This is a genomic window from Pseudomonas rhizosphaerae (assembly GCF_000761155.1).
Classification (GTDB): domain Bacteria; phylum Pseudomonadota; class Gammaproteobacteria; order Pseudomonadales; family Pseudomonadaceae; genus Aquipseudomonas; species Aquipseudomonas rhizosphaerae.
Window position 1 is genome coordinate 3,468,084 of sequence record NZ_CP009533.1, and the last position, 13,614, is coordinate 3,481,697.

Here is a 13,614-nt window from a genome sequence, read left to right on the forward strand (position 1 = left end):
GAGACTTGAAATGGTTTCTTCCACGTTGCTTTAGCACCAGCTCACTAGACACATCGACGGCGCATGCACTCTTCCTCGTAAAAGTGGCGCAAAGCGGTAGGGTCACGTTCTATCAGGCCCTCATAATGCGATGTATCATTAATTAATTGCTCATAACTCCAAAGAGCCTGTAATCCTTTCTCGTTAGCCAAGCTGGGTAAAACGACCATGCTGCTGGTATGCCGGAATCGCTCAGCGAAAAGAGTTCCATCGGAAACCAATTAGGCAGATGGTCCTCGTCTGCTAATAAAAGCAGAATTACACCACATCACAACGAAATTGCGAACGCTTCATACTCCGTACCTACGGAGAGGGAGAAGTTCGACTCTACCGTATAGCCCAAGCGGATCACTTGGTCCGAGAGGGATTTACCATTTTTACTTATGCAGATTACGCGCATGATCGTCACTTAAATTTGAAATCGTCAACAGCACCGGAATTCGTGTTTCGCACATAATGAACTTCAACACCGTTGACGTTCTGCGTCATTTTTACCCAACCGTCTGAGCCAGGCCAGCGAGTATCTGTCATACCATTCCTCATCGGAACGACACTACCTGATGCTGGATTAGATATAACCTCTAAGACAGTACGTGACCGATTATTGTGCTGCCCTTGTACGGGGCGTGGGCAGAATCATAAACCGTTTTAATTTCACCAAAAAGCGCAGTCCATTTTGCACCCGAGGTAAGCGACTAAGCTCGCTTACCCCCTCCAAAAAATTACATATCAACGCCTAATTTTTCGGCGACCTCCCTCAGTCGCACAGAAACCTCAATGATTTCATCTTTACTTAGGCCGCAATAGGTAGACAGAGACTCATCTGGAACATTTTGAATTAAAGCCAATCCGCACGACACAAAATACCTAAGCTCTCTTGGTGTGACCTTCAAACTAATATAATCTTGCTCATTAATTGGATCATTCATTTTTTGGGGACCTGAGATTTAATGTAGTTATCCCAACCGACACCACCCTGGTCAGGTCTGAACGCGGTAGCCTCACCTCTCTGTCCGCGAGTTACAATAGTCTTAGTTGAGCTATCGAGATAGTATATCGTTCCATCAACGGATTGGCGACGCTCGATCGCCGGGTTAGAAACGATGTTCTCAACAAAATTCTGAAACTGATTTTTTGTACTAATACCAAGATTGGCAAACTCCTGCCGCTCAACCACATGTTTCTGGAAAGCATGTCCACTTGCGACCTCTTCAGCTAAGAGCTGAGAGTTGAGTCTGCCTTGATTGATAGCGCTTTCAGCCCCGGAGCTACCTTTCGCCCCACCCGCACTCCCCCTACCCGCCTTCCCCCCAACCGCCATCGACGCAGCCGCCACCATAGCGTCGCGAATCATCTCCTTCCGGGCGTCGCTGAACCCTAGCCGGTTTTGCAGCTCCTGCACAACCGAATCGACCTTGGCGCCCGCCGTGACCTGTGCCAAGGCGTTTTGAACTTCATTGTTCTCTGCCAGCAGCAGCGCAAATACCTGCTGAGCATTGGGTCGACAGCTGTCGCTAAGACGTCTTTGGACTACTCCGGCCTAAAAATTTAACAAGCATTGGCATATAGCACCCCAATTTCGGTACTTTCAACAAAAAACTGCAACGCTGCAATGACCTGCTCAGGACTCGGTGCGACAAACTTCTGCAGGGACTCCCCACCTGTGGAGCTTGAAATCGTACAGACCGAGAGGTTTTTTCGATTTTTGTAGAACCAACTCGTGCCAACGGGATGTCGTACCCAACTTAACATCCATAATCCATAATTAGCCACTCACATCCATCTGAAAGTTTTTCAAGAATCGCTGTACTTCCCCTGGCTCGCGTTCAACGATCCCTACGTAATGCTGATATTCATTGACAAGCAATGAATATCCAAAAATATAGTTGATTCCAAACGTATCAAATAGCACCTTATAGTCGGGCTTCGACTGTGTAATACAAAACTCCCACCCTGTTGGAGCACTAGAATCGACCAAATCGAAAAGGTAGCTCGGAACCCAGAAAGGTAAGTCATCAGGAGCCCTAACTAAAAAATCCACCCGATCAGAGATAAATAACAAGCCGTATATAGTATAACGTTCACCACTCGCTAGCGGAGAGTAATTAGTCTGATCCATCTCCCCCAAATAACGCTTGGATGAAGGTATAGCCGCACCAAGGATAGATGTACATAAAGCTATCATATTTACTCACTTAAATTTGAAATCATCGATGGCACCAGCAATAGAATTTCGGACGTAGTGAATTTCAATACTGTTTATGTTTTGAGCTGATTTCACCCAACCTTCTGCAGCCGGCCATCGGGAGTCTGTCATAGGGACAGGTAGCTTCCGACCAACTGCGGGATTTGAAATAGCTTGTTACAATGCGAGTTTTTCATTCAAATTGGCAGGTACAGATCTGCCTGTCGAACCTAATCCTAATGGCTTGTTAGCCAAAGACGATAGTTCAGTTCCCTTCGCCCCACCCGCACTCCCCCTACCCGCCTTCCCCCCAACCCTCATCGACGCAGCCGCCAACATAGCGTCGCGAATCGCCTCCTTCCGGGCGGCGCTGAACCCTAGCCGGTTTTGCAGCTCCTGCAAAACCGAATCGACCTTAGCGCCCGCAGTGACCTGTGCCAAAGCGTTTTGAAATTCATTGTTCTTGGCCAGCAGAAGCGCAGAGACGTGCTGAACGCCCTGTGGATCTTAAAGCACGCAATGTGGTATTTCTCTGATAAGCCTCCTAAACTTGTGCTTCTTTTCACCTAAAAGTCATATTCTCGCCGACAATAGATGAAGCCATCGAGGCAATCAAGACGCCCTATTGATCCAAGTAAGAATTTACAATCCAAATCCACATGCGAAATTTTTTCTCGATCAATCGAAGCTGAGATATTTGTCGCAACAACCTCCAAACTTTCCCAGTCAAACTCCGTAGGCGGTCTGTCGAGATAGTATATGATACACAATTTTCCATTATCTGAAAGCGAAGTCGCAACTGCTCTGATTGCTGGATATATCTCGCCAATCAGAGCACGCCAAACACACAAGACTAACCAATCCGGGACAGACTTCATGGTTTCACTCCGACCGTTGTTGGATTTGTTGACACCAGCGGCTTAAGCTATTTTTCTAGCAGATCCTCGACCGTAAGCCTATCAATTTCTCTGAAGACTACTTCTATCTCGTGCCCTTCGTCACCAACCCAATCAAACACCGCGTCACGTAAAATCTCAAGGTATACCTGTAGATCCTCTCTTGGCAATTCTGGAAGAGTCACATGTACAAGGACGATTTTGCGGCATGGAATCCAGCTAAGATCTCTTAAGCAATCATATAAGGCATCCCAATTAAATCCAAAACACCCCGGCAACCACAGTAGGTAATACAGCGCTCTTATCAATTCCTCTGCAATCCCAATGGACGGGTCAATCTGCACATAAAAAACCTCGGCCGCGTCATATGAAGGCGGGATGTCCACAAACTTGAATGGCAACATTTTCGACAGGCCTCAATTTTTTATCGGGATGAAGGTTTTGTAGTGGTCGGCTGTGTAATACATTTCGCCGCCTTTTCCTACGACGATTCGCTGAGGTCCTGGCCCTGCAATACCGGGCGTAGGATGGACGTATTCAGTGTAGTAACCGGCTGGTTTCTGCGGCAGATCCGATGCGCGATTCTGGAATATAGAGCTGTTGTTTCGATCAGGGAAAGATTCATCTGACTTTATCCGATCCAAGGTTGCGCCAAGATCGACTGTGCCTTGGAGGACCTGACCAGTTTTTTGATCAACAACCTTGATGCTATCGATGAATCGAGTGGTATCATTTGCACCGAAAGTACTGCTTTAAAAATACTAGTTCCATCATCAACGGCTGATGATGCATCATATATTGCTGCGGTCGCTGCCATAAGCGAATCCTCTCCACCAGCTAAGGACAGCGCCAATACAGCCCGAGCTTGGCTAAACAGCTGAAGGCCTTCTCCATTTAAGCTTTGCCCTTCGTCCAGGCTGTCTTGCAAGTCAAAATACTTCTCATCTAACCGTGCAGTTAAAGTATCTAGCCCAGAAACCTGATCAGTCGTGGGTTTGTTACCAGATTGTAGATACCTAAGAGACTCGGCAACGATAGACACTTCTACTCGGCAGGCCTGTAAGGCAATTTTGCAAGCCATTTTTACAACATGTCTTCGTTGTTCCTAACTAACTACCCTAATTTTTTCTACAAGGCTTTCCTCAACTATATCTAAACGCATGATTATTATTTAGCCTCTGGCAGTGGCTTTAATAGCGCGGACACATCCTATGCGCTCTTTAAACTACGACTGCCAGAATGTCAGACAGACACCATATTCATCGAGAAGATCGTCAGCAATTTCAAACTGAAATACCTTCTCTGGAAAGGCATCGGATAACGCGCGCCTCCAATATCTAGTGACCTGTTCGGCAAATAAATGACAAAGACGATAATCTTCTTCCGACAGGCCCACTTTAAATACGGGTCGACTCGGTGCATCCTCCCACTTTGAAAAGAACTGATTTATTGAAAAAATATTTCTGTATCGTTCAACGTCTCTACGCGATGTATTTTGTTCCAACACACTAGATTCGGTCTCAACCAGCCCGTTCAAATGAAATTTTTGCGGATCGTATTGCTGAGCGTTAGGCAGCCAGAAAATGTGACCATTGACCTCAATAAAATCAGGAGAGAGCAAACCCAGAACAGAAATTGCCTGTTCTAATGAAACCAAGTTCCCTACATATGAAAAAAACTCCCCGGAGCCAATATCTGAAACAAACAGACTCAACGACTCTTTAGAAATATTTCCCTGATAAATTTTCATCATTTCAACCCCAAGCTATCAAGAACCGACTGAGGAACATTCCCCTCAAAAACTTTTGTATCACTTCCCTTCTTGGGGAAATATGTTCCATTCGGAGCTTGGTTCCATTCGACCACCTTAATCCGAGAGCTAGACACATCATATAGTGCACGCCCCTCAGGACCGTAGATAACAACATGCCCATTTCCAAGATTTGCATAAGAATCTGGAGTTTGCCCTTGCAACGGATACTGAACACCACCACGCGTTCCCGTGAACGTCACATTCGTTTCCCTGAGTCCCTTGGTATAATCTAAATCAATAGTATTACCGGCAGAGTCCGTAGTGAACCTGGGTGTATTTGGAGCGTTAGTGGTTCCTTTCGCCCCACCCGCACTCCCCCTACCCGCCTTCCCACCAACCGCCATCGACGCAGCCGCCACCATAGCGTCGCGAATCGTCTCCTTCCGGGCGTCGCTGAACCCTAGCCGGTTTTGCAGCTCCTGCACAACCGAGTCGACCTTGGCGCCCGCCGTGACCTGTGCCAGGGCGTTTTGAACTTCATGGTTCTCAGCCAGCAGCAGCGCAAAGACGTGCTGAGCATTGGGGGCCACAGCCGTTGCTGCGAGGTCTTTGAGCTGCTCTGCTCTGGCCTGAGCATTGGCTACCATCGACGATGTGGTGGCACAGAAGTCAGGGTTGGCAGCGCAAGACTGGAAGGCTGCAATTTCCTGATCACGGCTCAGCCTGACGAACTTTTGAAGAACATCCTCTGAGCAACCACCGTCTTTAGCGGCGCAGGCGTTGAGCTCTTTGGCTGCGCGCGTGAGGTCGCTGTGGCTCAGGTGGTTGTATTGCGTGGCTGTGGCTGCGATGTTGGCGGCAATCTCAGGATCGCCGCCCGTCACCACGCTGGACAGCAGGCCTACCACATTCGACATGGCCAGCAGATTGGCCTTGGCCTGTTCGGCGCCCCCTTTGCCGGGCTCATAGCCTTCTGGCATGACCAGGTCCGCCAGGTAGCTGACCATGGCTTCATTCGCGCCACCGGCCAGGGCACCGGTCTTGAAGTCCTCGCCCATGGCCAATGCCTTCATGCCGCCCAACAGTGCGTGCGCCGCGACCTTGCTGGGGCTTCCTTCAACCATCGCAGAGTTGCCCAGCGCGTTTGCACCTTGGGCACCCGCAGCAGTGATCAGTGCGCTGACCATGCTGCTTGCAAAGTTGTCGCTGAGGCTGCCGCCGGTGATGGCTGTCTTGGCCAGCGAGTCGGCGCCGGCTTTGGCAGCGACCAGACCGGCACTGTCTGTGTCGAATCCGAGTCGCGTAGGGTCGTAGCCCAGCTGACCTGCAATGCCAGCGCTGGTAGCAGCGAGTGCATACCCTTTAAGGCTGTTACTGTTGAAGGTATCGCTGAGCGTATCGCTGACTTTGCCTTTGTTGTTGATGGCGCTGACGGTTGCTGTACTTGCCATGGATGTAAGCGCGGCAGTCGCTGCCATATTGCCCAGCCCTGCAGAAGCGGTAGCAGTGGCTGCGGCCATGGTGCCGGTGGAAGAAGCGCCCAATGCGGTGCCGGCTGAGGCAGCGGCGCCGCTGGCAGCGCCTGCGGTGAGAACCGACACGATGATCACGATGGCCAACATCGCCCCTTGGCCCAGTCCCGAGTGCCCATACTTGAACGACTCGTGCACTTCCTTGATCTGCTGCCAGTTCACATCCCCGCGTGCTTCTGCCTCTTTCAACCATGCCAATTGAGGGTCGACCTGGACCATGGTGTCGATGGTCTGGCTGACGGTGCTCTGATCGATATGCTTGATATCGATGTTCAGGCCTTCGGCCGCCCTGATAACCAACGCACCTTGCGCAACCAACTCACTCTGCCGCACCGTCTCATCAGTCCTGCCCTTGCCCTCCATGGACGTCCAGGCAAGATCACTGCTGCTCTTCTCGTGGCTCTCCTGCTTGAGATCCTTCACACCTTCAAAATCAACGGCGCCGCCGCTGTCCAGGGTCAGGTCCTTGCCGCTTTCCAGTTTGGCGACCTGATACTTTTGATCGCCGCCGCTTTCCAGGGTGAGGTTGCCACCGGTCTTGATTTCGGTGCCCACGTTGGTAACGGTGGTCGTCTCGTCGCGCTGGGTCTGTTTGCTGCCCAGGCTGCCCTTTTTCTTTTTGTCGTAAAGGGAATAATCGCTGTCTTGAGCGGCCAGCAGTTCCAGTTTTTCACCGGCGTACAGGTAGGCTTCGTCGCCTGCCGTGATACGGCTGGAGACCAGGGCCATGTCCTTGCCCGCCGTCAGGGCGATGTCGCCGCCTGCATCGAGCGAAGTGCCGATCTGGCTGACGTGATCTTCCCGTGCGGTGACCTTTTTGGTTTTGGAATAGGTGTGCTGTTCGTCTGCCGCAGAACTCAGCGTGAGATCATCGACGGCTGCCATGGCGATGTTGCGTTTGGCGTCGATGTCGCTGGCAATGGCCGTCAGGTCACGACCGGCGGTGGCGATGACGTCCCGGCCTGCGGCGAGGCTGGAGCCGTGCTGGGTAACGGAACTGCTGTTGGCTTTGCGGCCGCGGTCATTGCTTTCAACCTGCTCGGCTGAAGTGATGTTGATATCTCGACCGGCGGCCAGTGTCAGGTCGTTGCCAGCTTGCAACACCCCACCCACATTATTGACATCCCGCCCCGCCCACACGCTCAGATCATTAGCCGCCTCGATCCGAGCGGCCGTGTCCGCGAAGTCCCTGCGTTCGCTGCGGTAGCCGCTACTGCTTTGATGGCTGGTCACCGTGCGCTCGTTGATCACGTCGCCGTTGACGGCGGTCAGGCTCACGTCGCGACCGGTGATCACGCCACCGGCCTTGTTGACGAGGGTGTTGCTCGTCAACAGATCAAGTCGGCCGCCGGCCTGTACCAGGCCGCTGTTGACCAGGTTGTTGCCAGCGCTGGCGCTGAGGTTGTTGCTGGCTTTCAGGGTGCCTGCGTTGGTGAGGTCGTTACCGGAAACCAGGTTGACGTCGCGACCGGCGATCAACGCGCCGTCAGGGCCGAGGCGGTTGTTGGCCTGGGCCAGGTACAGCACGGGCACCAGCACGTTTTGGCCGTTGACCTTGTACTCTTCCAGCCAGACGATGTCGTGGGTCAGTGCTGCGACTTGCGCCGAGGTCAACGTGGTACCGACCGACAGGCCCAGTTGCTGCTTGCTGGCGATGGCGTTGTTCATCAAGTACTTGAACAGCGCTTCGTCGGAGTGCTGGCCGTCGATGAAGCGTTGGCCGGTACGGGCAACCAGCGCCTGCTGGATCAGCTTCTGTTCGTACAAGCCGTCGCCCAGGCGCTTGGCGCTTTCGTCCGGGTTATAGCCCAGACCCGCCAGCAGGTAGTCTGAGCTCAGGAATTGCTTGAGGTCGGTGAGTGCCGGGTTGGTTTCGATCAGGTATTTGTGCGCCGGTGAGGTGCTCTGGGTTTCGGGCAGGCCTTGGACGCGGTTGATGGAGCCGGGTACGTGACCGTCCGTTGCCTTATGAGAGGCGACTTGACCCTCCACCTGAACGATACGGCCCTCGCTGGTGTCGGCGGTCTGGGTGCGCTGGGCCGCATCGATGCTCGCGCTGCCAATGGTCCAGCTGTGCGGGGCGGCATCGGCCTGTTTGGCGGCGGTATCCGTGGCGGCTAGGTCACTGAGACGGAACAGGCCATGTTCTCCACTGGGCAGACTGAAGCCTGGCAGAGACAGCGGGTTGATCTGTTGCTGAGCGAGATCGGGAGGCAGCTGCGCGTCGAGACTGACTCGGGTACTGAAATCGCTGCCTGACGCACCGGTGTCGGTGCGGGTGCCGCTGCTGACGTAGTGGTAGTCGTTGCGTACCACGCTGTTGTCGAAGTTGTTCTGGGTAGTGATGCTGACGTCGCCAACCGCCTGAATGACCGCCGCGTAGCGTTGATCGCCGGTCGCCAGTTGTGTCACACGGGCGAAGTCCGGGAGCTCGGTCTCCATATAGGCGAGGAAGTGGCTGATACCCGCTTCCAGACCGCTCACGTTATTGGCATCGTACTGGTCACCTTCAAGCCAATACTGCGTGTTGAAGGCATTGGCTTCCGTCAACAGCCCGCCTGCACCTCGCTGGCGGTTGGTGCGGAAGGTCCGCACGTATTCGGTATCACCCGTTTCGATGCCGAGGTTGAACAGGTTGGTGACCGAGGCGTTCAGGTTGCCGCCCGTGACAATGGTGCTGCTCTGGTTGAGCAGGTCGCCGCCGTTGAAACTCAGGTTGCCGCCTGCGGTGATGCTCGATGCCTGGCTCGCTTGGGTGACTTCCAGCTTTTGGCGTTCCAGGACTTCGAAGACGAAATTGCGTTTGCCCGAACAGTCGCCGGCGTTGACGCCCTCGATACAGGCCACCTGATAGATCTTGCCGGTGTAGATGCCGGCGTCATTGACGGTGAGCACTTCGCGCACGTTTTCGATGGTGCTGGCAGCCAAGCTCATGCTGCCGTCGCTTTGCAGCGTCGAGGAGCTGTTGCGAATCAGGCTGGCGTGGCCGCCATTGCCGTCGCGATCGATGCGCAGATTGGCCAGGCTGTAGACGTCGGCGTAGCGGTTGGTGAAGGTGTCGACCTGCAAGCCCATGTCACCGCCGCTGAAGAGCAGTCCTCGCTCGTTGAGCAAGGCGCCGGTCTTGAGCGTTAGGGATTGGGCGCTGCCGAGGGTGCCGTAGTTGTCGATGTTGCCGGCCGTGATCCCGGCGTCATCCACAGAAGTGATGCGGCCCCGATTGAGCAAGGCGCCGCCAACGCCCAGCTTCAAGCCAGCGCCGGAGGTGATGCTGGCCGGTGTCGCGAGTTGCAGTTGGGCGGCGTCGATCTGCAGGCTGCCCAGGCTGGTGACGCGGCCATTGCCCGAATAGGTACCGCTGAGCCCAAGCCAGAGGTCACCGTCACTGGCCAGCTTGCCGTCGTTGCTCCAGTTGACGCCTTCACCGCGCAGGCTCTGTGAAGCGAGCAACTGGCCGCTGGCGGTCTGGTGAAAGTTGCCGACCTTGAGGGTCAGGCGCCCGGCTTGCAGCACGCCGCTGTTGGTCCAGCTGTCGGCATTGAGGGTCAGGCCACCACGGGTAACTAGGCTGCCACCAGCGGCGGTGACGTTGGCGCTGGAGATATTGAATTCACCCAGGCCTACGTGCAGCAGAGAGCCGTTGGTATTGCGGAAGCTGCCTGCGTCGACCGTCAGATCGGCGTTCGCAATCTCGATCACGCCACCCTGGTTATCCAGCACACCGCCTACGTGATACACCGAGGCGCCGTCCGTGCCGAGTGCGCGCAGGGTGCCGCCCTGGTTATCGAGGTTGGCCGCGGTGATGTCGAAGAAGGAGTCGCTTTCGATGATGCCGGAGCGGTTGATCAGCGTACCGCCCAGGGCAAAACGCACACGGCCGCCGGCAATCTGGCCGGCGTTGGTGAGGGTGTCGGCGTTGACGTCGATCAGACCTTTTGCATACAGGCCGCCTGCGCTGTTGTTGAAGTCAGCGGTGGTGATGCTGGCGTCGCCACTCTGCGCGGCGATGCGGCCATTCTGGTTGTCGAGGCCGGCCAGGGCTAACAAGGTCAGGCGTTGGCCTTGCAGGGTGCCTTGAGCGTTGAGCAGGCTACCGGCCATGCGCGCCTCAAGAGCGCCGCGCAGGCTGGAAAGGATGCCGCCACGGTTGTCCAGGCTCCCGGCGTTCAGTACCAGGTCGCCGTTCTGGGCGATGAGGCGACCGTTGGCGTTGTCGATCGCGCCACGGGTGTGCAGCGTCAGGCCGGTCTGGCTCTGTACGGCACCCCCGCCGTTTTCCAGCTCAGCGGCGCTGAGGCTGACGGCGCCATTCTGGCTGTAGATCAAACCGTCGGCGCCGTTCTGTACGGTACCGCTGGCCTCCACGGTCAGTTGATCGAGCGCCGCCAGCGTGCCACGGTTGCGGTTGTCCAGGCTGCCGGTGAGCAGGCTCAGCAGACTTTTGCTGACCAGTTGCCCACCTTGGTTGTCGATGTGCGCAGCGCGCTGAATGCGCAGAGGGCCACCGCTGGCGAATTTGCCTTGAGCGTTGATCAGGGTCCCCAGCAAGTCGAGCGTGATGCTGCCGATGCTGGCCCATTGACCACTGGTATTGTCCAGTTGCGTACCGGTAAAGCTCAGGTCCTGCTGGCTGTTGACGGTCCCGGCGCGGTTGCTCAGGTCTGTGGCTCGAACGGTCAGTTCTGCGCCGCTGTCAATCAGACTGCCTTCGCTGTTGTCGAGCGTGTCTTGCACGGTCAGGCTTTGCCCGGCGCCGCTGCTTAGAATGCCGCCTTGGCTGTTGTCCAGGCGGGCGCTGTCGATGTTCAGACGTCCGGCACTGGCCAGCGCACCGGCCTTGCTGTTGAGCAGCGCCCCGCTCAGGTTGACTGCCAGGTTGCCGTCGCGGCTGGAAACGGTGCCGTTGTCGCGGTTGTCCAGGCTGCTGCCCTGCAGGTTCACACCCTGCCAACCGGACAGCAGGCCATTGCGGTTGATGATGGCGCCGCTGATGACGGACAGCTGGCCGCTGCTGATGACTTTGCCAGCACGGTTGTCGAGCTGGGCACTGGTCAGGGTGTAGCTCTGATTGCTGGAAATTTCGCCGTTGCGATTGTCGACGGCGCCGATGCGATTGAAGGTCAGAGGGCCTTCGCCGTTGATCAAGCCAGCGCTGTTGTGCAGCGTGCCGCCGTTGAGATCCAGACGCACAGCGCGGTTGCCAAGCAACTGGCCGCCCTGGTTGTCGAGGTCGGCGCTGTGGATGTCCAGCACGTTTGTCGCGTTGATCAGGCCATTGTTGCGGTTGAGCAGGCTGCCCTGGCTGGTCAGGTTCAGATCGCTGCGGCTGGTGAGCACGCCTTCGCTGTTGTCCAGGCTACCGGCCTGCACGCTGAGCGCGGCGGCGGCAATCTGGCCTTTGAGGTTGGCCAGGGCCCGCTCGATGTGCAGGGTCAGGGTCTGGTTGCTGAGCAGCTTGCCCGCTCTGTTGTCCAGGCTGCGGGCTTTGAGGGTGAAGGCCTGGCTGCTGGAGATTTCACCGCCTTGGTTGTTCACTTCGGTCAGGTTTTTGAAGCTCAACCGCGTGGCGTTGATCAGGCCTCGCTGGTTATCAAGTACGCCCGACAAATCCAGGGTGATGGCTTGCAGGCTCGTTAGTTCGCCGCCCTGGTTGTTCAGGGTCTTACCGGTCAGCTGCACAGCCGCCTGACCTTGCAGCGCACCCTTGTCACGGTTATCCAGGTGGTCGACGGCCAGTTGCAGGCTGCGGTCGCCGCGCAGGGTGCCGGTGCGGTTGTCGCCGTTCACGGCGTTAACGCTCAGCTGGTTCTGGCTGGTGATGCGGCCCTGACGGTTGTCGAGATCTTTGGCGGTGACAGTGGCGCTCTCTATGGCCCTGATCTGGCCGCTGCGGTTGTCCAGATGGTCCGCGCGGGCCTCAAGGTTGGCACCGCTCAGGGTGCCGTTGCGGTTATCGATGGCATCTTTGCCCACGACTTTCAGGTTACGGCTGGCGACCACGCTGTTGCGGTTGCTGAACGCTTGCGCCTCGAGGCGTACGTCACCGTGAGCGTTGCGGCTTTTGTCGCCATTGACCCCTGCTTCGATGATGCCGCTGTTGGTCAACTGCCCGCCGCTGCTCAGGGTGATGCTGTCGCGGGCGGTCAGGTTGTTGGCGACGGTCAGGTTGCCACGGGTCTGCACCCGCAACTGGCTGCCTGCATGGACTGGGCCTTGGGCGTCGAGGTCGTGCGCCGTGAGGTTCACGGCGCCGCTGGCCGCCGCTTGGGCCAGGCTCAGGTGACCGTTGGCGTCGAGCTGGATGTCACCGGCGCTGGCCGCCAGATAACCGGCCAGCTTCACCCCGACGCCGGCTTCGGTGCCCACCAGCTTGATCGCACCGGCATACATGCCGCCCAGCGCGGAACTGTCGATGGCCAGTTGCGGCTTGGCCGAGCCGTCGTCGGCACGGGCGGTGGCCTGCAGGGTCGCGGCGTCGACATCGCTGCGTCCCGCCACGATGGCGAGATTGCGCGCGTTGATCTGTGCGTTGATCTGGGCCGAGCGGGTGATGATCTCGAAACCATCGACATTGCTGGCGTTCAGGCCCTGGCCGTCGATGGAGATCGCGCCGCCATCGACCTGATAGCGCTGCACCCGGCCGTTCTCGACGATCGGCTTGCCGGTGGTCAAGGTCACCTGCGGGGTGTTGATGAAGCCGCAGCCGTTGCAGGTCATGCCATAGGGGTTGGCGACAATGACCTTGGCCGACTGCCCGGCGACTTCGGTATAGCCACGCAGCTGGCTGGGGTTGCCGCCGGTGACTTCGTTGAGAATGACGTTGGCCGCGGAGCCCGCCAGATTGGGGTTGCCAACGATGAGGCCACCCAGCTGAGTGCTTTGGGTGCGGCTGGTGGCGTTATTGAGGATCACGCCCTGGCTGCCGACGTTGTAATCCTTGTACTGGTTGTGGGACAGACCGGTCGCATTGGGGGTAGCAATGTTGACGATCGGCACACCGTTGCCGGCCTGTTGCAGGCTGGTGCCTGGACCACTGACCACGATGCCTTCGGCTTGCGCCCACAGCGGTTGCCAGAACATGACGTTGGCCAGCAGCAACGCCAGCGCGCGCTTGGGCAGGCCGCAGAATTGCTCACGGGGCTGAATCCGGGCCGAAGTTTGTCGGGCCAGAAAAGCGAACTGGCGAACGTCCATGTCGATTACCTACTG

Annotated in this window: 7 protein-coding genes; all 7 read right to left on the minus strand. The window is 56.4% G+C overall.

The genetic code is table 11. From position 1 onward, the window contains the following. Positions 1–964: 964 nt before the first annotated feature. Positions 965–1,480 (minus strand): hypothetical protein, encoded by a 516-nt coding sequence (locus LT40_RS20975; RefSeq protein ID WP_052393447.1) that lies wholly within the window; start codon positions 1,478–1,480, stop codon positions 965–967. A gap of 1,310 nt (positions 1,481–2,790) precedes the next feature. After that, a complete protein-coding gene (locus LT40_RS22165; RefSeq protein WP_084139823.1) occupies positions 2,791–3,102 on the minus strand; it encodes a MafI2 family immunity protein in 312 nt (103 codons plus the stop codon). A gap of 47 nt (positions 3,103–3,149) precedes the next feature. Further along, complete coding sequence (locus LT40_RS15420; protein ID WP_043191835.1) at positions 3,150–3,524, minus strand: barstar family protein; 375 nt, start codon at positions 3,522–3,524, stop codon at positions 3,150–3,152. 12 nt (positions 3,525–3,536) lie between these two features. Further along, on the minus strand, positions 3,537–3,764 hold the full coding sequence (locus tag LT40_RS22105; RefSeq protein WP_158497448.1) for a guanyl-specific ribonuclease: 228 nt from the start codon (positions 3,762–3,764) through the stop codon (positions 3,537–3,539). After that, entirely contained in the window at positions 3,752–4,162 is a 411-nt protein-coding gene (locus tag LT40_RS21615) for a hypothetical protein (protein WP_148308568.1), read from the minus strand. Before LT40_RS21615 ends, LT40_RS22105 begins: the two co-directional genes overlap by 13 nt. Before the next feature lie 183 nt (positions 4,163–4,345). Next, positions 4,346–4,870 (minus strand): hypothetical protein, encoded by a 525-nt coding sequence (locus LT40_RS21350; RefSeq protein ID WP_084139896.1) that lies wholly within the window; start codon positions 4,868–4,870, stop codon positions 4,346–4,348. Beyond that, a complete protein-coding gene (locus tag LT40_RS15430) occupies positions 4,870–13,599 on the minus strand; it encodes a two-partner secretion domain-containing protein (RefSeq protein WP_052393448.1) in 8,730 nt (2,909 codons plus the stop codon). The genes LT40_RS21350 and LT40_RS15430 overlap by 1 nt, the downstream gene beginning before the upstream one ends. Positions 13,600–13,614 lie beyond the last annotated feature (15 nt).